At 68.3% G+C, this 25,279-nt stretch carries 21 protein-coding genes; 17 read left to right on the top strand and 4 right to left on the bottom strand.

What is annotated here, in order from left to right; all coding sequences use genetic code 11:
- The first annotated feature begins 193 nt into the window (after positions 1 to 193).
- From CGZ91_RS11555 to CGZ91_RS11515, 9 genes are all read left to right on the top strand, one after another.
- Positions 194 to 3,172 carry a Na+/H+ antiporter subunit A gene (locus tag CGZ91_RS11555; RefSeq protein ID WP_094455318.1) on the top strand — a complete coding sequence of 993 codons (2,979 nt, stop codon included), beginning with the start codon at positions 194 to 196 and terminating at the stop codon, positions 3,170 to 3,172.
- Between the two features lies 1 nt (position 3,173).
- Entirely contained in the window at positions 3,174 to 3,791 is a 618-nt protein-coding gene (locus CGZ91_RS11550) for a Na(+)/H(+) antiporter subunit C (RefSeq protein ID WP_094455316.1), read from the top strand.
- The gene (locus CGZ91_RS11545) at positions 3,788 to 5,314 is read left to right on the top strand and encodes a Na+/H+ antiporter subunit D (protein ID WP_094455314.1); all 1,527 of its coding nucleotides are present in this window, start codon (positions 3,788 to 3,790) and stop codon (positions 5,312 to 5,314) included. The genes CGZ91_RS11550 and CGZ91_RS11545 overlap by 4 nt, the downstream gene beginning before the upstream one ends.
- On the top strand, positions 5,311 to 5,892 hold the full coding sequence (locus CGZ91_RS11540; RefSeq protein ID WP_094455312.1) for a Na+/H+ antiporter subunit E: 582 nt from the start codon (positions 5,311 to 5,313) through the stop codon (positions 5,890 to 5,892). The genes CGZ91_RS11545 and CGZ91_RS11540 overlap by 4 nt, the downstream gene beginning before the upstream one ends.
- Complete coding sequence (locus CGZ91_RS11535; RefSeq protein ID WP_094455310.1) at positions 5,889 to 6,311, top strand: monovalent cation/H+ antiporter complex subunit F; 423 nt, start codon at positions 5,889 to 5,891, stop codon at positions 6,309 to 6,311. Before CGZ91_RS11540 ends, CGZ91_RS11535 begins: the two co-directional genes overlap by 4 nt.
- Complete coding sequence (gene mnhG, locus CGZ91_RS11530; RefSeq protein ID WP_094451577.1) at positions 6,308 to 6,691, top strand: monovalent cation/H(+) antiporter subunit G; 384 nt, start codon at positions 6,308 to 6,310, stop codon at positions 6,689 to 6,691. The genes CGZ91_RS11535 and mnhG overlap by 4 nt, the downstream gene beginning before the upstream one ends.
- A gap of 88 nt (positions 6,692 to 6,779) precedes the next feature.
- On the top strand, positions 6,780 to 8,429 hold the full coding sequence (gene pgi, locus CGZ91_RS11525) for a glucose-6-phosphate isomerase (protein ID WP_094455308.1): 1,650 nt from the start codon (positions 6,780 to 6,782) through the stop codon (positions 8,427 to 8,429).
- A gap of 454 nt (positions 8,430 to 8,883) precedes the next feature.
- Positions 8,884 to 9,807 (top strand): type IV toxin-antitoxin system AbiEi family antitoxin domain-containing protein, encoded by a 924-nt coding sequence (locus CGZ91_RS11520; RefSeq protein ID WP_094455306.1) that lies wholly within the window; start codon positions 8,884 to 8,886, stop codon positions 9,805 to 9,807.
- A 49-nt stretch (positions 9,808 to 9,856) separates the two neighbouring features.
- Positions 9,857 to 11,425, top strand: a complete 1,569-nt coding sequence (locus tag CGZ91_RS11515; protein WP_229116593.1) for a deoxyguanosinetriphosphate triphosphohydrolase family protein — start codon at positions 9,857 to 9,859, stop codon at positions 11,423 to 11,425.
- Between the two features lie 70 nt (positions 11,426 to 11,495).
- Here the strand turns inward: CGZ91_RS11515 and CGZ91_RS11510 are convergent, their stop codons facing one another.
- Positions 11,496 to 12,497 (bottom strand): SH3 domain-containing protein, encoded by a 1,002-nt coding sequence (locus tag CGZ91_RS11510; protein WP_094455304.1) that lies wholly within the window; start codon positions 12,495 to 12,497, stop codon positions 11,496 to 11,498.
- Between the two features lie 195 nt (positions 12,498 to 12,692).
- Here CGZ91_RS11510 and CGZ91_RS11505 point away from each other — a divergent pair, with 195 nt between their 5' ends.
- From CGZ91_RS11505 to CGZ91_RS11485, 5 genes are all read left to right on the top strand, one after another.
- Positions 12,693 to 14,933 carry a polysaccharide lyase 8 family protein gene (locus CGZ91_RS11505; RefSeq protein WP_094455302.1) on the top strand — a complete coding sequence of 747 codons (2,241 nt, stop codon included), beginning with the start codon at positions 12,693 to 12,695 and terminating at the stop codon, positions 14,931 to 14,933.
- A 266-nt stretch (positions 14,934 to 15,199) separates the two neighbouring features.
- Positions 15,200 to 16,132 carry a hypothetical protein gene (locus tag CGZ91_RS11500; protein ID WP_094455300.1) on the top strand — a complete coding sequence of 311 codons (933 nt, stop codon included), beginning with the start codon at positions 15,200 to 15,202 and terminating at the stop codon, positions 16,130 to 16,132.
- A 156-nt stretch (positions 16,133 to 16,288) separates the two neighbouring features.
- Complete coding sequence (locus tag CGZ91_RS11495) at positions 16,289 to 17,275, top strand: endonuclease/exonuclease/phosphatase family protein (protein ID WP_094455298.1); 987 nt, start codon at positions 16,289 to 16,291, stop codon at positions 17,273 to 17,275.
- Positions 17,276 to 17,324: 49 nt separating this feature from the next.
- Entirely contained in the window at positions 17,325 to 17,717 is a 393-nt protein-coding gene (locus tag CGZ91_RS11490) for a VOC family protein (RefSeq protein ID WP_094455296.1), read from the top strand.
- A 2-nt stretch (positions 17,718 to 17,719) separates the two neighbouring features.
- Positions 17,720 to 18,103 carry an MmcQ/YjbR family DNA-binding protein gene (locus CGZ91_RS11485; RefSeq protein WP_094455294.1) on the top strand — a complete coding sequence of 128 codons (384 nt, stop codon included), beginning with the start codon at positions 17,720 to 17,722 and terminating at the stop codon, positions 18,101 to 18,103.
- Between the two features lie 3 nt (positions 18,104 to 18,106).
- Here the strand turns inward: CGZ91_RS11485 and CGZ91_RS11480 are convergent, their stop codons facing one another.
- Together CGZ91_RS11480 and CGZ91_RS11475 are read right to left on the bottom strand one after the other, a co-directional pair.
- Positions 18,107 to 18,910 (bottom strand): NUDIX hydrolase, encoded by an 804-nt coding sequence (locus CGZ91_RS11480; RefSeq protein WP_094455292.1) that lies wholly within the window; start codon positions 18,908 to 18,910, stop codon positions 18,107 to 18,109.
- 63 nt (positions 18,911 to 18,973) lie between these two features.
- Positions 18,974 to 19,519 (bottom strand): hypothetical protein, encoded by a 546-nt coding sequence (locus CGZ91_RS11475; protein ID WP_094455290.1) that lies wholly within the window; start codon positions 19,517 to 19,519, stop codon positions 18,974 to 18,976.
- A gap of 219 nt (positions 19,520 to 19,738) precedes the next feature.
- Between CGZ91_RS11475 and CGZ91_RS11470 the strand changes: the two genes are divergently transcribed.
- The 3 genes from CGZ91_RS11470 (at position 19,739) to CGZ91_RS11460 (ending at position 23,648) form a co-directional block, all read left to right on the top strand.
- The gene (locus CGZ91_RS11470) at positions 19,739 to 20,374 is read left to right on the top strand and encodes a beta/alpha barrel domain-containing protein (protein WP_094455288.1); all 636 of its coding nucleotides are present in this window, start codon (positions 19,739 to 19,741) and stop codon (positions 20,372 to 20,374) included.
- Between the two features lie 51 nt (positions 20,375 to 20,425).
- Positions 20,426 to 20,983 carry a GNAT family N-acetyltransferase gene (locus CGZ91_RS11465; protein ID WP_179229340.1) on the top strand — a complete coding sequence of 186 codons (558 nt, stop codon included), beginning with the start codon at positions 20,426 to 20,428 and terminating at the stop codon, positions 20,981 to 20,983.
- 139 nt (positions 20,984 to 21,122) lie between these two features.
- Positions 21,123 to 23,648, top strand: a complete 2,526-nt coding sequence (locus tag CGZ91_RS11460; RefSeq protein ID WP_094455426.1) for a DEAD/DEAH box helicase — start codon at positions 21,123 to 21,125, stop codon at positions 23,646 to 23,648.
- Positions 23,649 to 23,768: 120 nt separating this feature from the next.
- Here the strand turns inward: CGZ91_RS11460 and CGZ91_RS11455 are convergent, their stop codons facing one another.
- The gene (locus CGZ91_RS11455) at positions 23,769 to 25,022 is read right to left on the bottom strand and encodes a cutinase family protein (RefSeq protein WP_179229339.1); all 1,254 of its coding nucleotides are present in this window, start codon (positions 25,020 to 25,022) and stop codon (positions 23,769 to 23,771) included.
- Between the last annotated feature and the right edge of the window lie 257 nt (positions 25,023 to 25,279).

The raw sequence follows: 25,279 nt of genomic DNA, 5'->3' as shown, positions 1-25,279 counted from the left end.
GTCCCAGCACTGTAACCCCGCCCCCTGACCGAAACCCGGGACCCCCGGTATCGACCCCCGTCGAGCAACCGCCACACCGCTGACCGTCCGCTAACATGCATGGGGGGCCCCGCCGGGCTTTTCAGCCACCTCCAGCCGTCTCGGTGCCTGCGACGAGACAACCTCAGACGACCGACCATCTCCGGGGAGACTGATGACCATCGCCATCGTTGCCCACGTGGCACTGGCGATCATCGTTGCCGTGGCGCCGGCCCGCCGCGGCCAATGGGTCTTCTGGCTGACGGCGCTGGCCCCCGCCGGCACCCTGGTGTGGCTGGCCACTCTCGCGCCGATGATGATGCGCGGCGAAGCTTGGCACGAAAACATCCCGTGGGTCCCGATGCTGGGGATGGACCTCGACGTCCACATCGGCGCCTTCCAATGGATCATCGCGACCGTGGCCTGCCTGATCACCACCGCTGTGCTGATCTATTGCCCCTTCTACTTCGAGGACGATCCGCCCCAGCGGCGGGTGTCGGCGCTGCTGGTGGCGTTCTGCGGCGTGATGCTGGGCCTGGTCACCACCGACAACCTGTTGGTGATGTACACCTACTGGGAGCTGACGACCGTCTTCTCCTACCTGCTGGTGGGCCACAATCCCTTGCGCCGGGCCAGCCGCTCCGCAGCATTGACAGCGCTGACGGTGACCACCTTTGGCGGCCTGGCGATGCTGATCGGCATCATCATGATCGGCGAACAACTCGGTTCCTACGCCATCACCGACATGCTGGCACTGCTTCCCCAGCAGGAGGTGACGGCGTACCTGTCGATCGCGATGGTCCTCTTCCTGCTCGGTGCGCTCACCAAGTCGGCTCAGGTCCCCTTCCACTTCTGGTTGCCCGGCGCGATGGCCGCCCCGACGCCAATCTCAGCTCTGCTGCACGCCGCGACCATGGTCAAGGCTGGCATCTTCCTGATCGCCCTGCTCGCGCCGGTCGCCGCACCTCTGCCCGGCTGGCGGCCCATCATCATGGTCATCGGTGCCGCCACCATGATCATCGGTGGTTGGCGGGCGCTGCGCCAGAACGATCTGAAGCTGGTGCTGGCCTTCGGCACCGTGTCCCAGCTTGGCTTCATGACGGTGCTGGCCGGCATCGGCACCCAGGCCACCTCGATGGCCGCGATCGGCGTCCTGGTCGGCCACGCGCTTTTCAAGGGCACCCTGTTCCTGGTGGTCGGCATTGTTGACCACAGCACCGGCACCCGCGATCTGCGGCAACTGTCCGGGCTGTACAAGAAGGTGCCCGTGCTCGCCATCGCGGCCGCGATCGCCGCCGCCTCGATGGCCGGACTGCCGCCCACGCTGGGTTTCATCACCAAGGAATCGGGCCTGTCCGCGCTCCAGTTCATCCACACCTACTACGGCGACGGCACCGGAGTCTCCGCCGGACCGGCGCTCCTGCTGCTGGCAGCCATCGTGGTGGGCAGCATCTTCACGATGGCGTACTCGCTGCGGCTGTGGTGGGGCGCCTTCGGTTCGGTGCGCGAGGTCCAGGAACAGCCCGCCCGCAAGGTCGACTTCCACGCCCCGTCGCGAGCCTTCCTGATCTCCCCGGTGGTGCTGGCCGCCCTGTGCCTGGTCGGCGGTTTCCTCGGCGGCCCCCTGACCGCCATGGTCGAGCCGTGGGTGGCGAGCATCACCACCGGACACGAGCCACATGAGTACGCCCTGTGGCACGGCTTCAGCGTCCCGCTGCTGCTTTCCTTCCTGTGCTGGGTGGTCGGAGCGGCGATGTTTGTGCAGCGGCGGCAGGTCTATCAGGCCCAGGAAACCTTCCCCGAAGTGATGCCGGCCCGCGAGGTCTACCAGAAGGTTATGCTGGCGATCGACCGGCTGGCCGTCGCTGTCACGGGCCGCACCCAGACCGGTTCCCTGCCGGTCTATGTCGCCTGGATCCTCGGCATGGTGGTCGTGGTGCCGGGATCGGCGGTGCTGTTCGCCTCCTGGCCGACCGGCAAGATCGTCTGGTGGACCCATCCGGCCCAGTTCGCCACCGGCATCGTGATGGTGCTGGCTGGCCTGTTCGCCGCCCGCGCCCGAGGCCGGATGAAGGCCTTCATCCTCACCGGCGTCACCGGCTACGGCTGCGTGGTGCTCTATCTCTTCCACGGCGCCCCCGACCTCGCCCTCACCCAAGCACTGGTCGAAACCGTGACCCTGGCGGTCGCCGTGCTGGTGCTGCGCAAACTGCCCAAGTACTTCACCGACCGGCCGCTGCACTCCAACCGTTGGTGGCGGCTGGGGCTGGCCGCACTGGTGGGGCTGACCGTCTTCGGCGGCACCTCGCTGGCCGTGCTCTCGCGCAGTCAGGCGCCAGTGTCGGACCAGTTTGCGGAGTGGGCGTACAGCTTCGGCTACGGCGCCAACATCGTCAACGTCACCCTGGTCGACATCCGTGCCTGGGACACCTTCGGTGAGATCTCGGTGCTGGTCGTCGCCGCCACCGGTGTTGCGTCGCTGGTCTTCGTCCGCAGCCGGGTCTCGACCGCCGCTTCCAAGGCCGCCGCCGAGATCCGCGCCGGTCGCCGAGCACGGCTGCGGGACGCCCGCGAGCGTACGCCGGCCCCCGGCCAGGGCACCTGGCTGCGCGGCGGTCAGCGGCAGGACTCGAAGCAGCGGGCACTGCCGCTGGAGGTGATGATCCGGCTGGTGTTCCCGATCATGCTGATCGCCTCGGTCTATCTGCTGTTGGCCGGCCACAACCTGCCCGGTGGCGGATTCGCCGGCGGCCTGGTGGCCGGGCTGGCGCTGCTGCTGCGCTACATGGCCGGCGGTCGGTACGAGCTCGAGCACGCCGCCCCCGTCGATGCCGGCAAGGTGATGGGCATCGGTATCGCGCTGGCCGCGCTGCACGCGGTGCTGCCGCTGCCGTTCGGCGGTCAGGTGATGCAGAGCTACGACTGGCACCTGGACCTCGGCATCCTCGGCGAAGTCCACCTGGTCTCCACGGTGCTCTTCGATCTGGGCGTCTACCTGGTCGTGGTCGGTCTGATGTTGGACCTGGCGCGCTCGCTCGGCTCCGGCATCGACGTGCAGACCAAGCGCAACGGCGTACGCAAGCCGAGCCGCCAGCGGATTCGCACCCCACAGGACCGGATCCGGCGCCCCGAATTCCAGGATCAGGAGTTGTGACATGGCTCTGAACCTGACCTTGGTCGCCGTGGCCGCCTTCCTGATCGCAGGCGGGGTGTACCTCATCCTGGAGCGGTCCCTGACCCGCATCCTCATCGGCATCATGCTGGCCTCCAACGGCGTCAACACGCTCTTCATGGCGATCGGTGAGCCCGGCCTGCCGGCGCTGGTCGGCCTGGTCGAACCCGACGAGATGAGCGATCCGCTGCCCCAGGCGATGGTGCTGACGGCCATCGTCATCACGCTGGCCTCGGTGGCGTACCTGCTGAGCATGGCCTATCGCGCCTTCCAGCTGGAAGGCAACGACGAGGTGCGCGACGACATCGAGGACTCCCAGATCCGCCAGCTCGCCGAACTCGAGGAAGCCTCCGAATCCTTCGACTCGATCGACACCCCGGACACCGACACCTCGGTGGTCGACGACGATGACGAACACCCGCTCGACCCCGAGGACCGGACCGGCGAAACGCATGATGAGGATGCCCTTGGCGAGGCGGCCGAGCCCGACGGGTCTGCCGAGGACGCTGGGGCTACCGCGACCGACGTGGTCGGCTCCGAGGAGGCCGCCACCGACGAGCTGGGCACCCCGACTTCCGATGAGTCAGGTGAGACCCGATGAACGCACTGGTCCCGCTGCCGGTCATCCTGCCGCTTGCCGTCGCCGGCATCAGCTTGGCGATGGGTCGCCATCCGCGGATCCAACGTGTCCTGTCCGCGATCACCCTGACCGTGGTCGTCGCGATCGCGGCGGTGCTGATGTATCTGGCCGACACCCGCGGCCCGCAGGTGCTGTGGCTGGGCGACTGGCCCGCCCCGATCGGCATCGCCCTGGTCGCCGACCGGCTGTCCGCATTGATGTTGCTGGTCTCGACCGCCGTCGCACTGGCGGTGTTGCTCTTCGCGGTCGGCGAGGACGAGGAAACCACCCGGAGACAGACCCCGGTCTCGATCTTCCACCCGACCTTCCTGGTGTTGAGCGCCGGCGTCTCCAATGCCTTCCTGGCGGGCGACCTGTTCAACATCTTCGTCGGCTTCGAGATCCTGCTGTTCTCCTCATACGTCCTGCTCACCCTGGGCGCCACCGGCGAACGGATCCGGGCCGGCACCACCTATGTGGTGGTCAACCTGGTCTCCTCGCTGCTCTTCCTGGTCGCGATCGCCTGGGTTTACGCCGCTACCGGCACGGTCAACCTGGCTGATCTCGCAACCAAGCTGACGTCACTGCCCGATGCCACCCAGTCACTGCTGCAGGGCATCCTGCTGGTGGTCTTCGGCGTCAAGGCAGCGGTCTTCCCGATGTCGTTCTGGCTGCCGGACTCCTACCCGACCGCACCGGCACCGGTGACCGCCGTCTTCGCCGGCTTGCTGACCAAGGTCGGCGTGTACGCCATGATCCGCACCCAGACGGTGCTCTTCCCCCACAACTCCCTCAGCGAACCATTGATGGTGATTGCGCTGTTGACCATGGTGGTCGGCATCCTCGGCGCAGTGGCCCAGGCTGAGATCAAACGACTCCTGTCCTTCACCCTGGTCAGCCACATCGGCTACATGGTCTTCGGGCTGGCGATGGCCAACACCGCCGGCGTCTCGGCGGCCATCTTCTACGCGGCCCACCACATCACCATCCAGACCACCTTGTTCCTGGTCTGCGGCATGATCGAACGCCGCGGTGGTTCGACCTCGCTGAACGAGCTCGGCGGCCTGGCCGCGATGTCGCCGATGTTGGGCGTCCTGTTCTTCATCCCCGCCATCAACCTCGCCGGCATCCCACCCTTCTCCGGCTTCGTCGGCAAGGTGGGGCTGATGGAGGCCGGCGTCGACATGGGTGGCTGGCTGCCGATGACCCTGGTCGTCGGCGGCGTGGTGACCAGCCTGCTGACTCTGCTGGCCGTCGCGAAGGTCTGGAACCGTGCCTTCTGGCGAGGCGTTCCCGACGCCACCTCCGGCGACCCGGATGCCACGCCCCGCAAGCGCGGCGCTCGCATCCCGCACGCCTGGATGGTCATCGTCGGCGCCCTGGCGATCGTCGGCGTACTGCTGTCCGTGGTCGCCGGACCACTGTTCGAGTACACCAGCCGGGCCGCCATTGACCTCTACGACGGCCGCTACATCAGCGTCGTCCTCGGGGAGGGCCACCGATGAAGCGATGGCACCGTCCCACGCTGCTGCAATTCATCACCGCCTTCGTCCCGGCGCTGGTGTGGATGATGCTGTGGGGCCAGTACGACCTGGCCACCTTTCTCAGCGGTCTGATCTTCGGCACCGTGCTGGCGATCGTCTTCCCGCTGCCCCGCCTGCAACTGGTCGGCACCTTCCGGCCGCACTGGTTCGTCGTCTTCGTGGCGATGACCCTGTGGGACCTGTGCCGAGCCAGCGCCCAGATCGCCGTCCTGTGCCTCAAACCGCGGCTGGAGCTGCACAACTCGGTGATCGAGATCCCGCTGCATTCCCGCACCGACCTGGTGATGACCCATACCGTGCTGCTGATCAACCTGGTGCCGGGCACCGTCGTCGTCGAGGCCAGCCCCTCCACCCGGGTGCTACACCTGCACGTGCTCAACGCCGGTGACGACCAGAGCCGGGTGCGGGCGTACCGACGGGCGCTGGAGAACGAGCGGCGGGTCGCGCGGGTCTTTGCCCCGCGTGAGGAATACCTCAAGGTGCCCGAGTGGAAGGCATTCGCCGAGGAGACGACCTACCTCGATTGGGGGTCGCGATGATCGACACGATCATGCTGGTGCTGTCCGGCGCGTCATTGGCGTTGCTGGTCGCCGCCGCTGTCGTCGCGCTGATCCGGATGTCGATCGGCCCCACCAACATGGACCGGATCGCGGCCAGCGACGTCGTGACGGGCATCCTGCTGGCGGCCATCGCGGCGTACGTCATCCTCACCAAGGACGACACGACGCTGCCGGTGATGCTGGCGCTGGGCATGGTCGGCTTCGCCGGCCCGGTCGCGATGGCGCGGTTCCTCCAGGACGACCGAGCGGTCGAGGAACAGCCCGAGGAGCCGACCCGGCCCCAGACCGAGGTCGAGGACACGGTCGCCGGCGGCGCCATCACCCAGGACACCACCGAACACCCGGAACACGAGGTCATCGATCCGACCCACCCGGCTGACGAGGGAGGCCCCCGATGACGTTGGAGCAGATCCTCGAGGTTGCCGGGGTGCTGTGCCTGTTCATCGGCTCGGCGATGTCCTTCACCGCCGCCATCGGTGTGCTGCGTTTTCCCGACATGGTGAGCCGCATCCATGTCTCGGCCAAGCCGCAGACACTTGGCTTGCTGATCGTGCTGCTCGGCGTCAGCCTGACGCTGCAGGAACTGGCGGCGTACGGGATGATGCTAGTGATCGCGACCTTCCAGGTCGTCACCGCCCCGTTGGCGGCCCACATGATCGGTCGTTCCGGTTTCCGACGCGGACTGGTGGCGCCCTCCACGGAGAATTTCGTCCGCCCCGACACGGTGCCGGAGTCCCTGCCCGGCGCACCCGAGGACGACAGCGACGATCAGGACTGACCACCACATCAGGACTGACCAGCACATCAGTGGGCACCGACGGCGCACTAGGGTGGCCTCATTCGCACCGCTGACTGAGGAGATCGTCATGGAATCGCCTGTTGATCCCACGTCCACTGCGGCCTGGCAGAAGCTGCAGGCCATCGCGGACAGCTTCGAGCCCGACCTGCGCGGCTGGTTCACTGAGCCGGGGCGCGCCGAGGCCCTCACCCGCCAGGCCGGCGACCTCTGGGTCGACCTCTCCAAGAACCTCGTCACCGACGAGATCCTCACCGCGCTGGTCGAGCTGGCTGAGCAAGTCCGACTGCCCGAGCGCCGCGAGGCCATGTTCAGCGGTGAGCACATCAACGTCACTGAGGACCGTGCCGTCCTCCACACCGCACTGCGTCTGCCCAAGGATGCCTTACTCGAGGTGGACGGCCAGGACGTCGTCGCCGATGTCCACGAGGTGCTCGAGCGGGTGTACGCCTTCGCCGACCGGGTCCGTAGCGGCGACTGGAAGGGCGCCACCGGCAAGACGATCGAGACCGTGGTCAACATCGGTATTGGCGGTTCGGACCTGGGCCCGGTGATGGCGTACGAGGCGCTCGCGAACTATGTCGACGGCCCGCAGTGCCGCTTCATCTCCAACATCGACCCGACCGACGCGGCCGAGTCGCTGAAGGGCCTCGACCCGGAGACCACCCTGGTGATCGTGGCGTCGAAGACCTTCACCACCCTGGAGACCCTCACCAATGCGCGGCTGGTGCGCAGTTGGCTGCTGGACGGGCTGAAGGAGGCCGGCTACGAGGGCGACGACGCGGTGGCACGCCACTTCGTGGCAGTCTCGACTGCGCTGGACAAGGTCGCCGACTTCGGCATCGACCCGGCGAACGCCTTCGGTTTCTGGGACTGGGTCGGTGGCCGCTACTCGGTCGATTCGGCGATCGGCACCTCGCTGGTCGTCGCGATCGGACCGGAGAAGTTCGACGAGTTCCTGGCCGGTTTCCATGCGATGGATGTGCACTTCCGGACCGCCGAGCTGCGCGACAACGTACCGGCGCTGATGGGTCTGTTGAACATCTGGCACGTCAACTTCCTCGGTGCTGCGACCCATGCGGTGCTGCCCTATTCGCAGTACCTCCACCGCTTCGCGGCCTACTTGCAGCAGCTCACGATGGAGTCCAACGGCAAGTCGGTCCGCTATGACGCCGAGCCGGTCACCACCTCGACCGGTGAGGTCTTCTGGGGCGAGCCCGGCACCAATGGGCAGCACGCCTTCTATCAGCTGATCCACCAGGGCACCCAGCTGATCCCCGCCGACTTCATCGCGGTCGCCAACCCGGCGCACGCGCTCAAGGACGGCGACACCGATGTCCATGCGCTGTTCATGGCGAACTTCTTCGCCCAGACCCAGGCGCTGGCCTTCGGCAAGACCGCCGAGGAGGTCCGCGCGGAGGGCACCGCCGAGGAGATCGTTCCGGCGCGCGTGTTTGCCGGCAACAAGCCGACCACCTCGATCCTGGCGCCCGAACTGTCGCCGGCGGTGCTGGGTCAGTTGATCGCGCTGTACGAGCACATCACCTTCGTGCAGGGCGTGGTCTGGGGCATCGACTCCTTCGACCAGTGGGGCGTCGAGCTCGGCAAGCAGCTGGCCAAGGCGCTGACCCCGGCCGTCGCCGGGGACCGCGAGGTCCTCGACGACCAGGACGAGTCCACCAAGGCCCTCATCAGCCGCTACCTCCAGTTGCGATCCTGAGGCACCGCCGCTGAGCTGACCCGTACGCCCGGACCCGGACCAACGCTGTCCGGGCGTACGCCGCTGATGCCTCGCAAGGACCTGCCTCGAGCGCTGGGTCCGGCTTGGGTCTGACCTACGTCTTTCCCTGGACCGTCCGCGTCACAGCCGCGCCACGACCCCCGCGACCGCCACCGCCGCCCAACCCGGACTGAGCGGGGCCAACCCTGGTACCGGAAACGCCGCTCCGTTGTCGCGCCCGGCTCAGAGCGGGCCGGGTTAGCCGCTGCACCATGCCCCCTCAGACACTGAAGCGTCCGCGTACCAGCACGGCGACGACAACTGCGGCCACTGGCCCTGCTCCCCGCGGACTGAGCAGGGCCGCCGGCTGTCCACAGCCGGACTTGCAGCCGGAGTTATCCACACGTTCGTCCTCCTCCGGCACATCTCGCGGTCACGTGCCGATGGTGAGGATGTGAGCCTCAAAGTCATACGAACGGCAGAGCTCCGCCGAGACGGCTGGAGCGACTGGAAGATCCGCAAAGCGGCCGCACGGGGTGACCTGGTCCGGCTACGCCGCGGCTGGTACGCCGACGGCAGCAGTTCCGACCCTGACCTGATCAACGCTGTCCGCCAAGGTGGTGCAATCTCCTGCATCACCGCGCTCGAGAGACTGGGAGTGTTCGTCCCGTCACACAGCACCCCGCATGTACGCCGCACGGAACGCAGCTATCGCCGTCGCGGCGGCTGTCGCGCCCATGGCTGCCACGAACCAGTCCTCGGCGGCGTCGACGACATCCACACTGCACTGCGCTGCGCGATCCGATGCATGACACCCGAGTGGATCTTGGTGATTGTGGAGTCAATTCACGTCCAGGAACTAATGACGATGTCGCACATCCTCGATGCCGTCGCCGGAGCGCCACGCTGGGTGTTGCGGTTGCTCGAACGCCTCGACCAGGCCGAATCCGGCACCGAAACGCTGGTGCGGCTCTGGCTCCGCCGACTTGGCATCAAGATGACCTGCCAGGTCACCATCGTCGGCGTGGGAAGGGTCGACCTGCTGATCGGGCAGCGCCTCGTGATCGAGGTCGACGGCTTTGAGTACCACTCCTCCCCAGAACAGTTCGAGAAGGATCGGCAACGTGACCGACGCTTGGTCGCGCTGGGTTACCTGGTGGTTCGGTTGAGTTACCGCCAAGTGATGGAGAACTGGGACGAGGTACTGCCCGACATCTTGCGAATCATCCGGACCCGGGCCCATCGCCGACCACCCAAGGGTGGTGGCGGCCTCAAACCCCGGCCAGCTTCCTCGCGGAGCACAGGCCTCGCGGCAGCGGCCATCACCCACGGGCACGGTCATTCTGATGCTTCGGTCGCCGTGACGGGCGGGCGCTGATCGACAGGCGTACGCCGACAACCCGGGCCTGAGGCAATACGGTTGGCGTGTGAGCAGCGACAGGTACGCCGACGACGCCGCCTCCGGGCCGGCAGCCCAGCGGATGCTGCGCGAACGCCCCGAGACCGGCGAGTGGACCGGATTGTCCGGCGGCCTCGACAGCGAGTCCCGCACCGACCTGGAACGACTGCGGTTTGCGCCGGCGTTCTCGCGCCTCGCGGAGGTGACCCAGGTCGTCACAGCAGGGACGACTGGCTCGATGACCCACAACCGGCTGTCGCATTCGATCAAGGTCACCGCGGTCGCGCGCGCCATCAGTGTGGTGCTGGTCGATCGCCACGAGAGGTCGGAACTGGACGCGCTGGGCGGCCTCGACCCGGTGGTGGTCCAGGCCGCAGCAGTGGCGCACGACCTTGGCCATCCGCCGTTCGGCCACCTGGGCGAGCAGACCCTGGACCGGTTGGCACGGGACCGGTTCGGCCTCACCGATGGCTTCGAGGGCAACGCGCAGACCTTCCGGATCCTCACCGAACTCGAGGTCCATGGCCCCGGCACCGACGGCCTCAACCTGACCGCAGCCACCCGCGCCGCGGTCCTCAAGTACCCCTGGGGACATGATCGGTGGCCCGACCCGCACCCGACCAGCTGGCAGGTGCTGCCGCGGGGCGCCCGGCCCGCCCCCGGACGTACGGGGTCGGCAAAGTTTGGTGCCTATGTGCCGGACATCACCGAAATGATCAAGGTACGCGACTGTTTCCCGCAGGTCCGGCCCGGCCAGCAGACCCTGGAGTGTTCGGTGATGGACCTGGCCGACGACATCGCATACTCACTGCACGACCTGGAGGACTTCCACCGCTCCGGGGTGCTCCAGTACGCCCAGGTCTCGAGCGAGTTCGACTCCTGGTTGGAGGATCGGGGGCTGTGGTCGGCGATGACCGACGATGATCTGCAACGGATCGGCCGTGCCCCGGGTGCCGGGCTGGAACGGCTCCGGCGTCGGCTCGCCGACAAGGACGAGTGGATCTACAGCCCTGACGCCTTCTCCGAGGCCGTGGAACTGATCAACGATGAGTTCGTCAACGAGGTGCTCGCGATGCCCTACGACGGCTCGATCCAGGCCGATCGGACGCTGGCCGGCTTCCTGATGCGGTGGCTGGACGTGTTCTCCTCGGCGGCGGTGTTACTGCCGGACGCGCCGGTACGCGCGGGGCTGGTCGGCCTGTCGGCACGGCCGTGGCATCGAGTGCAGGTGCTGAAGTTCATCCATCAGTACTTCGTGCTGGACCGACCCGATCTGGCGATGGCACAGCGTGGTCAGGCCGACCTGCTGGTGCGGCTCATCGACGCGTTGGATGCCTGGTTGTCCGATGATTCGGATGCGGCTCGGGCACCACACCGACTGCGGGACCTGATCGAGATCTCTCGTGAGGGTTACAGCCGTGTCAACAAGGAACAACCGCAGTGGCTCGGCTCCCCCAACGATGCCGAGCTCGCTCGGATGGCGCGCGGCCGCGGCATCATCGACTATGTCGCCGGCCTCACCGACTCCCAGGCGATCGGGTTTGCCCAACGACTGTCGGGCACCACCAACCTGCTCTGGGCCACCGGCGTCCTCTGACAGGCCCAGGCCAAACGCGAACCGCCCCGGCACCAGGTGCCGGGGCGGATGTCGTCGACGAGTCAGCAGGTCACTGAACGCTCACGTGGACGTGGTCGTAGTGGTTCGCGGTCGCGCCGCCGCGATCCGACATCCCGCGCCAGCCCTCGGAGGAACGGTCACGCGACCAAATCTTCTGCTCGTAGATGATGTAGTCGATGCCGAAGGTGGAGGCGTTCGCGCGCAGGTAGTTGGCGATGTCCCAGCCGGTCGGGCCGCTGATCATGATGTCGACAGCCTTGCCGGAGCCGTGGTCGCCGGAGTCGCCGGGGCGTACGCCGCCGTAGGACTTGACCGAGTAGCGCGCGCAGACGGCCTCGTACACTGCACGCGCACGCGACGTCAGCCCCGACCGGATCGAGGCGCTGACGGCGCAGCTGCCGCCCGAGGGCGCCGGCGCCTGGCTGGAGCCGGAACTGGACCCGTCTGACTTGGTCGAGTTGCGCTCAGCCGAACCCGAGCCGCTCGAGCCCGAACGCGAGCTGGAGCTGGAGCTGGAGCTCGGCTCGCTGGACTCCTCCTTGGGCTCATCCTTCGACAGGTACTCCGAGGAGACCCACACACTCTTGCCGTCGTGCAGCACCTCGCGGAAGTCGTTGCTGGTGCGGTCAGTCACCGACACCTTGGTGCCCTCGTCGAGCAGCGTCACCGACTCGGAGTCGGCCGAAGCCTCGGCCCGCGCGTTCACCCGTGCAGTGGTGTACATGGTGCCGGACGCCTTGCGCACCTGGGCGGTCAGCGCGTCGGCCGGAGCGGGCTCCTGGGGCGTACGTTCCTGGCTGCGGTCGATCCGCTCCTGTCGGCTGCCGAAGCCCTCGGGGGATTCGACCGGCACCTCGGGCAGCGGGGTCTCGTCGGAGACCGGCGCGCTCGAGGTCACCGGCGCGGGGGCGGCCGGGATCGCGTGCGGGTCCGGGGTGGCGCTCACGGCGGCGGAGCTGATGCCGACCACAGCGGCCAGCCCGACGGCGATCGGGGCAACCACCGCCGGCCGGGCGGCCGTGGCGAGACGAGAAAGCTTGGGCAGACGCACCAGTACTTCCTTAGCGTTGAAGTCAGAGACGAACCGATCATAAGCGTTCCCTGAGAAAAACCCGAATCAGATCTGAGACTTTTGTGGGGAACGCCGGAGCCCCGCGTCCAGCAAGGGTTTTCGGCGTACACCTGCCAGACTCGTAGACGATCGAACAGTTGGATCGAAGCATCGGATCGACGCACAGGAGCCACGATGTCCACGCCCCTCACCCTTGACGCGCTGCGCGAACGCTGGGTGGATCTGGTCACCGGACGCCAGCAGATCAGCGCCGAGCCCGAGGCGTACGCCGCCGGCATCCAGTCCCGCGACGACCGGGTGGACACGGACTTGACGCGACTGGGCCCCCGCCAGAACCAGGTCTTCGACGACCTCGACCTGGCCGCCGACCCCGACGTCACCGCCACCTACGACCGGTTCGAGCGGATCGCGATCGCCTGGGCCACACCGGGCTCCCGCCACCACGACAACGAGCAGACCTTGACCGCGCTGGCCGCGGGGCTCCGGGAGGCCAACCGAATCGTCTACCGCGCCGGCCAGGAACCCTTCGGCAACTGGTGGACCTGGCAGATCGGTTGCCCCAAAGCGCTGTCCACCTCCATGGCGATCCTCCACGACGTCCTCCCCGAGGCTGACCTGGCGGCGTACGCCGCGGCCATCGACCACTTCCTTCCCGACCCCTGGCTCAACGTCTGGGGCAACCGGCCGCAGACCGGCGCCAACCGGGTCGACACCTGCCAAGCCGTCATCGTCCGCGCCCTCGCGGTGCCCGACCCGGAGAAGATCCGGCACGCCGTCGCCGGACTGCCGGAGACCTGGGACACCGTCACCACCCACGACGGCTTCTATGCCGACGGCTCCTTCATCCAGCACGGCACGGTGCCCTACGCAGGCACCTACGGCACCGTGTGGCTGATCGGGATCGCGCGAATCATTGCCCTCCTGGCCGACTCCGACCACCTTCCCGGCGGGCTCGCCGACAGCCTGGCCGCCCGGGTCGCCGACTCGTTCGCGCCGTGGGTGTTCAACGGCCAACTGTCCGACGCGGTCAGCGGGCGCGGAGTCTCCCGGTACGCGGCCCAGGGCGACGTCCGCGCAACCGCTCTGATCGAGGCGATGCTGCTGCTCAGTCGGGGCGTCTCCGAGTCGTACGCCGACCACTGGCGCGGCCTGTGCCAGGGCTGGATCGCAACGAATCGGGCGTACGGCAGCGACATCCTCGACGGCGCCACCGTGACCCGGACCGCCTTGGTCCGCGAACTGCTCGACTCCGGCGTGGCTCCGATCGACCTGCCGACCGGACCGCGCCTGTACGCCGCGATGGACCGGCTGACCCACCGCGGGCAGGGCTGGAGCGTGACGTTGTCGATGTGTTCGCCGCGGATCGCCTGGTATGAGTGCGGCAACGGCGAGAACAACCTCGCGGTCCAGACCGGCCAGGGCATGACAGAGCTGCACCTTGATTCGGATCCGCAGCAGTTCCTGGACGGATTCTGGGCGACCTTCGACATCACCGCCCCGGCCGGCACGACGGTCGATCACACCCCGCTGCCGCCACGTACCGAAGGGGAATGGGCCAACTCGATGCCGCCGGCCGAATGGGCCGGTGGCACCCTCCTGGGTGAGGAGGCGTTGGCCGGGCAGCACCTGGTCGGTCCGGGCGGTACCGGGCTGCGGGCCCGGCGCACCTGGTGGTTCCAGCCGCGCGGATGGCTGTCCTTGGCCGCCGACGTCCACACCGAGTCCGGCGCGGCGGTCAGCACCGTCGTCGAGCACCGCAAGGTGGTGCCCGGCACCAGCCTGGTCGTCGACGGTGAGGTCGTGACCGAAGCCACTGTGGCCAACCCGCGGTGGGCCCACCTGGCCGGGGTCGGTGGCTACATCTTCCTGGCCCCCGCCAGCCTGCGAGCAGCGGTGGCCGAGCGCACTGGCAGCTGGCGCGACAACCATCACAGCGGGCCGACGGAGGAACTGCGTCGCAGCTACGCAACGCTGCAGCTGGACCACACCCACCAAGGCGCGGCCGCGTGGCTGTTCCTGCCCGGGGTCGGGTCCACCCAGACTGCCGCCGCGGCGGCGAGTCCCGGAGTCACGATCCTGCGCAACGACGCCACCGGTCAGGCAGCGCGCAGCGGGGACACCCTCGCCCTCAACGCCTGGGCACCGGTGGAGTGCGACGGAGTTGCCGTCGACCGGGCAGCGAGCCTGTTGCTGCGTCGCGCCGACGAGTGGGAGCTCGCGATCTCCGACCCGACCCAGCAGGCGGACCGGCTGGAGGTCAGCCTGCAGGGGCGCTTCGAGCTGGCCGCGCCGGACGGGCGCGTCACGGATGAGGGCGTCACGGTCGCGACCTCGGCCCAGCAGACTCGGCTGCGGATCACCACCACCGGCCGGGCCGGCTCGCCGGCGACGATCACGCTGCGGCCGTTGCCCTGAACCGTCCGCCTCAGCGGTCGGCAACAGCCGCCGGGGGCGCCGCCCAGTTCCGACGGGGACGGTTCAGGGCATCTCGGGTGGCCGCAACCGGTCGCACTTTGGGCCCCCGAGGCGGTGACATCGTGGCACCATGTTCCAGGATCAGCGCCCCAGAATCAGCAGCCCCGGATCAGCGACAGGAAGGTCATCCCGTGCGCGATGCACTCAGTGGGGGCGTTCGCCCGGCAGTCGGTGAGGGCGTACGCCCAGCAACTCTCCTTCGCCTCGTGCTCGCCCTGCTCCTGGTGTTGCTGACCGCACCGCTGGCGTACGCCCAGACCGGCACCACCTTGACCCTCGTCACGGAGCCGAATCCGGTCCAACCCGGCAGTCAGGCGACTCTGCGGGGCACGCTGACCGGGCAGGACGGGAAGCCGGTCGGATCCGCGCCGATCCAGCTCATCGTCAACGGCGCACCACTGAGCCAGACCACCACCGCGGCGGACGGCAGCTACCGGCTGATCGTCCAGGCTCGCGAGGACCGGGAGAACGCGACGTACGCCGTGGAGGTCCGCTTCCCCGGGACTGGGACATACCTGGCTACTTCCACGAGCGGCCAGATTCAGGTCAGCTCGGCCGGAGCTGAGGCCCCGCCAGCCGAGCCGGCGCCGACTCCCGCGCCACCGGTCGGGCAGCCGACCGCGGTGACCTTGGTCGTTCCCCAACCGCGGATACGGGCGGCCGATCTCTTCGAAGTCAGCGGACAGCTGATGGCCGGCCCGGATCCGGTCAGCGGCGCCGTCATCGAAGTCCACCTCAATGCCGATCCGGTCGCCACCGCCGTCACCGACGACAACGGCAATTGGACTGCCTTCGTCCGCACCACTGCCATGGAGGTGACCGACAACCCCGTCGAAATGGACCTGTACGCCCGCTACCGCGGCGAGGACGGACTCAACGCGAGCGAGGCTCACGCCGTCGTGGGAGTCGATCCGCCGCCCGCACCGCCGAGCATCACCACCCCGTCGGCTGGCCCGACTCGGGTCGCCAGCAGCGACCCGGCCACGGCACCGACGCGGTCAGCTCGGCCGCAGTTGCAGACCCAGGAGACGTCCCCGGACCGGCTGGGCCGGACCCTGGCCGCGGTCGGCCTCGGCAGCCTGGTGGTGCTCGGCCTGCTGGTGTCACTGGCGATGATGGCCCACCGACGCGGACGCTGAGCCGCCGCACCCCGGCCTGAAGGCCCCCTCACAACCCTGCCCGGCCACCCTGAAGTGTCCGCCGCTGAGGACCGCCACGGACGCATCGGACTTCGTTCGCCGCCGACGCGGACGTTCCGGGGCCGACCCAGGACCGAGCCCGGATACGCTGGTCTGGTGCCCAGACCCCGTCCGTTCACCACCGCAGTCGGCGTACTCCTCCTGGTGATCGGGGCGGCGGCTGCACTGCCGCTGTGGGTGATGTGGTTGGTCCCCCGCACCCAGTTGGTCCACACGTACGCGGTCTACGCCGCCTCCTTCATCCCCTACGTCGCCCTGCCCACGCTGGTCGCGTTGCTGGGGCTGGTCCTGCTGGCGCGCCGGCTGTGGCGGTGGGTGGCGACCGGGGTGCTGCTGTTTGCGCTGATCTGTTTCGGGCTGCCGCTGCTCGGCACCTTCCCTGACGATCCCGGGCCGGCCGGCGACCTGCAGTTCCTCAGCATCAATGCCCAGTTCGGGCAGGTGGAGGTGACCGACATCGAGGCGCTGGTCGAGCCCGGCACCGACATCGTCGCGATCACCGAATACACCCCCGAGTTGGAACGCCGGATCGCCGACTCCGACTTCGGCCGCGAGTTTCCGCACCGCGTCGGCGAGGCCCGACCGGGCGCCGACGGCACTGCTGTGTACGCCCGCGAGCCGATCAGCCTGATCGACCAGCACAACGGCTGGGCGGTCAACCTGCTGGTCCAGCCGACCGCACAGGACGGCATCGACTACACCGTTGCCGTGGTGCACCCGGTCGCGCCGACCGTCGGACCGGATCGTTGGGACGCCGACGCTCACGGGATCGCCGCCTGGTTGCGGCCCCACGTCCAGCCCCGCTTCGTCGCGATCGGCGACTTCAACGCCGCCCGCGAGCACGTCACGATGGGCTACTTCCGCGACATCGGCCTGACCGATCCGCAGTCCTCCCTCACGCTGGGGCGGTCGATGCTCGCCAAGTGGCAGCCGACCTGGCCCGTCGGCGCCAAGGTCCCGCCGTTCGTCCGGATCGACCACGTGCTGGTGCCGCAGCACTCCACCTTTGCCTCGAATCGCTACCGCGACCTGCCCGGTTCGGACCACCGGGCCGTGCTCGGCGGGATCTTCCCCGGCCGCTGAGCTGCCCCCGGCTGTCCGGCCCGATGACGACCCACGGATACTGGCAGCCATGACGAAGCCCCAGCTCTTCCAGTGCCTGCGCTACCAGGACGCCGACGCGGCGATCCGCTTCCTCACTGCACTCGGCTTCACCGAGGCCTTCGTGGTCCGGGACGAGAAGGATCCCGCCGTGATCGTCCACGCCCAATTCCGGTGGCGTGACAACGGCGGGATCATGTTCGGCAGCACCCGCGGCGACGGCAACGACAGCTCCTTCAGCAAGGCCTACACCAACCTCGTGGTGGCCAGCGACGCCGAGGTGGATGCGACTCTGGCATGGGCATTGAGCGCCGGCGGCACCCAACTGTCCGAGATCACCGAGCCCGACCACGGCGGGCGTACGGTCACCATCAGCGACCCCGAGGGCAACCGCTGGAACGTGGACTCCTATCCGGGAGAGTGATCATGGTCCACCCCCAGATGTACGACGACAACGACCCATTCCTCCAACGCACCCGCTCCCTCGCGCTCGGCCTTCCCGAGGCTCAGGAGAAGTTCTCCCACGGGCGACCGGCGTTCTTCACCACGAAGGTGTTCTGCTACTACGGCGGCTCCCTCAAGGTCGATGGGAGCTGGGTCCAGCACCCACAATCGATCATGGTTTTGGCCGACCTGGCCGAACGCGAAGCACTGCGGTCGCGACCCGAGGCGTACGTGCCGGGCTACCTCGGCGGGAGCGGCTGGACCGGACTGGACATCACCGAGGAGACCGACTGGGACGAGGTCCGCGAGTGGGTCATCGACTCCTATCGGGTCACCGCCCCGAAGCGGCTGGCAGCCCTGACGTGAGTCTCAGCTGATCGGCGGCACCGGCTTGGTGGCGTCCCAGCCGGTGATGTCGATGCGGCGGTTGCGGTCCCAGGGCTCAGCCCAGCCGAGCAGGTCAAACAGCCGATCCAGCACCATGGCCGTGAATCCCCACACCAGCGTGTTGGCGACGGTGAAGGCCGGCGTCGACACCACCCCGGGCAGCCCCGAGTCCCGGCGGGGACGTTTCAGAGTCGCGCGGACGCGATGCTGCGGATCGAGCAGGTCAGCCACGGGCACCCGGAAGACCCGCGTGGCCTCGTCATCATCCACCACCGCGACCTTCGAGGGCCGGGCCCACCAGGCCACCACCGGGGTCGTCTCGAAGTTGGACACCGCCAGCGGGATCGAGGGCAAGGTGCCGATGACGCGTACGCCCGTCGGGTCCAGCCCGGTCTCCTCCTGAGCTTCCCGCAGTGCGCAGAAGGCGGCCGAGGGATCTTCCGGATCCCGTGCCCCGCCGGGGAAGGCGATCTGGCCGGGGTGTTTGCGCAGGCGCGTGGAACGCTGGGTGAGAAGCACATCGAGATCCGCCGGCACCAGATCGGTCTGGTGGTCGGCCAGCCGGTTGTCCATAGCCCCGAAGAGCACCAGTACCGACGCCGGTCGCGGGTCCCGCATCCCGTCTCGCCCGAAGGAGCAGCCCGGTTCCGCTCGAGCAACGTCGGCCGGCTCGGGGATCTCGGGCTCCAACGCACCGTAGCTGGCCACCAGGCGTACCAGGTCCGACCATGCTTCGCCGAGGCCGGCTGGCCGGTCGTGAGCACTGGCACGGGTCGCACTGGTCATGCCCGCAAGTCTAGTTGCGGCCCGTCAGCCGGGCCCGCACTGCTGGATGGCCGTCGCTCCCGGTCACCACGGGCTCCCCCACCGGACCACGAAGACCACCGCCGAGATGATCGCGAACATCAATAGCGATCCGCCCATCACCACCCCGGACTCAAAACTGGTGGTGGCGGTGCGGCTGCGCTGTCGCGCCCAGACGCCACCGAGCAGGGAGAGCTGGGCGACGGCGACGCCCAGCAGCGAGGTGTCGTCGAGGAGGAATGCCAGCGGCACGAAGTGGAGCGCGACGACCAGCGCCACCCACCACGCCATCCATCGGGTCCGCCGCTGCCGCGCCAGGACCAGACAGCCGATCCCCGCCGCGACCAGCTCGATTCCCGTGAGGACCCCGAAGAGGGCGTACTGGCCTTCCAGCGCACTGCCCGCGCCCCAGTGTCGATACACCGACACGCCGAACGCCACAGCCAGGAGCAGTCCCAGACCGGAGCCGACCCCGAGCTTCCAGCGGTGCCGCTCCGGCGGATCTTCTTGGGCCCAGCCGAACCAGACGAATGCCATCAGCCCAAACCAGCCCAGGGTGAAGGCGTGATCGCGCAAGTAGTCGGTCAGCACAGGCTCTCCTCGGTCGCTCCGCCGATCCTACGGAGGTCGGGGACCAACCCCACCCCTGCACCGTCCGCCCAGCGATCGCAACTACTCGATGCTGTAGTTGTGCAGGCCATCTGGCCCATTCCACCTGCGCTGCTACGCGATGCTGTAGTTGCGCAGGTGCGGCCGGGGGCAAACGCGGGACTGGGCACAAGGCTGGGCGGCACCTGCCAAGATGGGCCTGTGGATCGGATCGAGTTGAATGGCCGGCTGGCGAGCACCAAGGTGATCGTGTCCCTCAAGCCGCCGCCGAAGGCAGACAACTACATCGCGCCCATTGAGGTGTGCATCCAGGAGAAAGTCGGCTGTTTCCAGTTGGCCGCCGACGAGGCAGGCGAACTGGCGACTCTCAAGGCGATCTACGGTCCTCGCGCCGATTTCGGCGTGTACGGGGTCCGCACCCACGACCAGCTCAGCGCCGCGCTCGAACAGCGAATCGACTTCGTCCAACTCCCCTATCTCGACCAAGGCCTGCTGGAGGAAGCCGTCGGCGCCGGCGTACAGACCTTGGTCGGAGCCCGTACGCCGACTGAGATCATCCACGCCTGGTGGGCGGGCGCGACCGCGGTGACGATCTATCCGGGGGGGTCACTGTCCAACGACGAGATCGCCGACCTGGGTGATCTGTTCGGTGACGTGGACCGGTTTGCGTTCGGGAACGTGGAGCGGACCACCACCGACAAGTGGCTTGCTTCCGGGGCTCGCGGCGTCTTCCTCGGCGACAGTCTGGTGGCCAACGCGACCCGCGGTGGCAGCCTCAACGACCTGCGCCAGCGCTGCCGGTCGACGATGGACTCGATCCGCCGCTACCTGCGCTGAGCGCAAGAAATTCGGACGACAGCCCGCGCACCGGGTGGATACCCTCCAACGGTGAGCGAACACCGACCCTTTCCCGCCGAAATCCGCACCGAGCGGCTGGTGCTGCGTACGCCGGTCGCAGCCGATGCCGCGGAACAGGCCGCGGCCGTCATGGCGTCGCTGCCGGAGTTGCAGGAGTGGATGCCCTGGGCCAAGGACGGGCAAACCGCGGCGCAGGCCAAGGAGAACATTGCGTCAACGGCCGCTGAGGCTGAGGCCGACCGCGAATACAACTGGGTGATCCGGGATGCAGCAACCGAGCAGTTCCTCGGCAGAATCAGCATCTTCGCGATCCGCCGCCACGTCCCCAAAGGTGAGATCGGTTACTGGCTCGCCACGGCCGCGACCGGCCACGGCTACATGCGCGAGGCGGTGCAGGGCGTCGTCGACGCGGCGCTTGCGGAGGGTTTCCACCGGATCGAGATCCGCTGCGACCCCGACAACCACCGCAGTGCCGCCGTGCCGCGGGCGCTCGGATTCACGCTGGACGCCCGATTCCCCAACGACGGCCGCGCGGTCGCCGACCCCAGCCAACTGCGGGACACGTTCGTCTTCTCCCTCACCACCTGAGCTGCCCTGAACCGTCCACGTTGTACGCCTGCCGAGGACACCTCCACCGCCGCCCAGCCCAGAGGCGGACCGAGCAGGGCGACCGAGTGAATCCTCCGGATGTGGGCCGCTAGGTTGGTGGGGATGAAGATTGATGCCCATGCACATTGACACACAGGCGCTGGTCCGAGCCGACCCGGACGGTGTGGTGGATCTGGTCGTCGCGGCCGCCGAAGCCGACGGCCTGCAGCTCTATCCCCACCAGGAGGAGGCGCTGCTGGCGCTGGTCTCGGACCAGAATGTGGTGGTCGCCACCCCGACCGGGTCAGGCAAGTCATTGGTCGCCATCGCCGCCCACGCGGCCGCCATCGCTCGCGGCGAGGTCAGCTTCTACACCGCTCCGATCAAGGCCTTGGTGAGCGAGAAGTTCTTCGATCTGTGCGAGGTGTTCGGCGCTTCCAATGTCGGCATGATCACCGGTGATGCCTCGGTCAACGCCGATGCCCCGATCATCTGTTGCACCGCCGAGATCCTCGCCAACATCGCCCTGCGCGAAGGCGCCGACGCCGACGTCGGCCAGGTCGTCATGGATGAGTTCCACTTCTATTCCGAACCCGACCGCGGTTGGGCCTGGCAGGTGCCGCTGCTGACGCTGCCGCAGGCCCAGTTCGTCCTGATGTCAGCCACGCTGGGCCCGGTCGAGGGCCTCACCGAGGACCTGACCCGGCGCACCGGCCGCGAAACCACCGTCCTGACCGGAGTGGAACGGCCAATTCCGCTGACCTTCCGCTACTCCATGGACCCGTTGCCGGAAACCCTCACCATCCTGGCCAACACTGGGCAGACCCCGGCGTACGTGGTCCACTTCACCCAGGCCGCGGCACTGGAGACCGCGCAGTCGCTGCTCACTTCCGAGATCGCCCAGCAGGCCGACAAGGCCGCCCTCAAGGAAGCCATCGGACATTTCCGCTTCCAGTCCGGCTTCGGGCGTACGCTCAGCAAGCTGCTGCGGTCGGGGATCGGCGTCCACCACGCTGGCATGCTGCCGCGCTATCGCCGGCTGGTCGAACAGCTCGCCCAGGCCGGCGTCCTCAAGGTCATCTGCGGCACCGACACGCTCGGCGTCGGCATCAACGTGCCGATCCGCACGGTGGTCTTCACCGGTCTGGCGAAGTTTGACGGCACCAAGCAACGGCTCCTGCGCGCCCGGGAGTTCCACCAGATCGCCGGTCGAGCGGGCCGTGCCGGCTTCGACACGGCCGGCTCCGTGGTGGTGCAGGCACCCGAACACGTCATCGAGAACGAACGGGCCCTGGCCAAGATCGGTGACGACGCCAAGAAGCGCAAGAAGTTCCAGCGGCGCAAGCCGCCTGAGGGCACCATCAGCTGGACACCGGAGACCTTCGAGCGGATCACCACCGCCGACCCCGAGCCGTTGGCTCCTCGGCTCCGCGTCACCAATGCGATGCTGCTCAACCTCGCCTCCCGGCACAGTGACGGTGCCGCCGACCTGGCGACGCTGCTGACCGACAACCACCAGGACCGCACCCAGCGCCGTCGGCTGGTACGCCAGGCGATCACCCTCACCCGCAGCCTGCTGGAAGCCGGCGTGCTGGAACGCCGGGTCGCCCCCGATGATCATGGTCGCCGGTATGTCCTCACCGGTGATCTTGATGAGGACTTCGCCCTCAACCAGCCGCTGGCGCCGTTCGCGGTGGCCGCCCTGGACACCCTGGACGCCGACTCCCCCGACCACGCTCTGGACGTGGTGTCGGTGATCGAGTCGATCCTCGAGGACCCCGGCGTCGTGTTGTATGCCCAACAGCGCAAGGCCAAGGACGAGGCGATGGCCGAGATGAAGGCCGACGGTTGGGACTACGTCGACCGGATGGCGGCCCTGGAGGAGATCAGCTGGCCCAAGCCGCTGGCGGAACTTCTGACTGGTCTGCTGGAGACCTACCGGGAGACCCATCCGTGGCTGGATCCGACCGCGTTGGCGCCCAAGTCCATTGTCCGCGACATGTACGAACGTGCCATGGGCTTCAGCCAGTACGTCGCCCACTACGGCATCAGCCGCGCCGAGGGCGTACTGCTGCGCTATCTCACCGACAGCTATCGCACGCTGCGCCACACGGTGCCGCCGGCGCACCGCACCGAGGAGGTCGAGGCGCTGACGGACTGGCTGGGTGAGGTGGTACGCCAGACCGACTCCAGCCTGCTGGACGAGTGGGAGGCACTGACCTCACCGGACCAGCCGCACCGCCCCGAGGTACGCCCGCAGCGCCCGATCACCGCCACCCCGGCCTTTGCGACCATGGTCCGCAACGCCATGTTCCGCAAGGTCCAGTTGGCCGCCCGCGACAACGTCGACGCCCTGGCCGCGGCCGAGGCCGAGATCGCGGACCTGGTCGACCCGCCGGCCGACGTGATCATGGATGCCGATGCCTGGGATGATGCGCTGGCGGCGTACTGGGACGACCACGACGAGATCCGTACCGACGCCGAGGCACGTGGACCGGCATGGTTCCAGGTCGACAAAGATGCCCAGCTGTGGCGGGTGCGTCAGACCCTGCTCGACCCCGACGGGGACCGCGACTGGGTGATCCAGGCCGAGGTGGATCTGGCGGCCAGCGAGGAGGCCGGCGCGGCTGTGGTGCGCGCGGTCGCCATGAACCGACTGGACTGATCTGCAGCGCGTGGCTCCGCGGACTAGCTGCCGAAGCCGAGCAGCCGCTGCTCCAGGTCGTGCGGGCGCAGGTCGATGTCGGCGAGGTCGAGCGTAACCCGCTCGACCTGGTACGCCCCGTTACTGAGCGGGAGTATTCCAGGTCCCGGACGTCTGCCCGGCCCGTTCGTGCTCATCGTCGCCTGCCTCCAGCTCGGCCGCGGCCGCCCGGCGGCGCAGTTCGCGTCGTCGCAGAGAGATGCCACCGGCCGCCACCACCAGCAGGGTGAATCCGACGCCGACAACGCCCAGTACGGCGCTGCTGCCGGGCTCGGTCAGCACGTCGGGCAGCGGGCCCTGGGTTTCCTCGGGGGGCTCCTGCTCCAGTTCGGGCAGCAGTGCGAGCAGTTCGGCATACGCGCTGGCGGTCACCAGATCGACCTGTTCGGATGTGTATCCCAGATGCGCCGGCCGGGCCCGATCGATCTCCTCCTGCAGGGTCGACAGCCCCAGCGCCACTCGTCCCAGCCCGGGGCCGGCGTTGCAGATGAGGTCCTCGGCGGCACAGACCGAGGCCACCCGATCGCTGGCGGTACTGGGAATCCGCAACCCGTTGGTCCGGGCGGTGGTGGACATCAGTTCCTCGTCAACGTCACCTTGGCTGAGCCGCAGCAGCGCCGCGACGGTGGCCTGTACGCCGCGCAGGTCGTTGCTGGTGCGCCCGACCCGTCCCGCCTCGCGTACATAGAACAGCGAGGTCACCAACCCCGCGCCGAAGGTGGGCGCGTCGCCGGCCTCGCTGCGCAGTAACTGGCCGGGGTAATGGGACGGGTTGCCCAGCAGTGTGGCCGACACCAACTGGCTGTTGTCCGCGCCGGTACGCCGGTCCAGCGCGCCGGTGATGACTTGGCTTCCCTGCGAGAAGCCGGCGAGCACCCAGCGTTCGTTGGGGCAGCGGCGCTGGGAATCGTCCAGCACCGCGGACAGGTTGGAGATGCCGATGGCGGCGGAGGTGAAGTAGTCGGTGTCGGGCAGGGTCTCGGCAAAGAGCAACTGCTCGGGGCCGATCTCGGCCAAGGTGTGCGGGGAGGTCGCCGGATAACTGATCGCGACCTCGCGCACCGTCGCCACACCCTCGGACGGCGTGGAGATCCGCTGGCGGTACTGGTCCCGCACCATCGACACGGTGTCGCCGTAGGGCGCCGCCTCGCCGGACCCGCGTACGCCGATGAAGAGCAGGTCAGCGCACGCCATGGTGCCGGCGTCCTGGGACATCGTCGGCGAGGTGGGCCACTGCCATCCGCCCGTCGCCGCGGCTGCCCCACGAAGGGGCACCAGTCCGACGAGCCCGACCAGGGTCAGGGCGAGCAGGATCCGCAGGCAACGCACGCCCACCAGTGAAGCGTGGCCCATCGCCCCGGACAAACTTCCGCACGGAATGCCACCGGATTGGCAGGCACCGGCCATCCCTGCAACGTCCGCATCCGAGGCCAGCCGTGACCACTATGCCCACGGCGACCCGCCAGCACGGACATGACAGGGCGAACCGGACGACCATGATCAGTGAGCCGAGGTCCCCCGGGAATGCCAAAGGCGCCGACCCGCATCGGATCGGCGCCTTCAGCGCAGTTCGGTGGCGATCAGCGATCGCC

Origin of the sequence: Parenemella sanctibonifatiensis (assembly GCF_002250565.1) — a bacterium.
Taxonomy (GTDB): Bacteria; Actinomycetota; Actinomycetes; order Propionibacteriales; family Propionibacteriaceae; genus Parenemella; species Parenemella sanctibonifatiensis.
The sequence above is the reverse complement of the archived record's forward strand: the minus strand, read 5'-3'. Positions and strand labels throughout refer to the sequence as shown.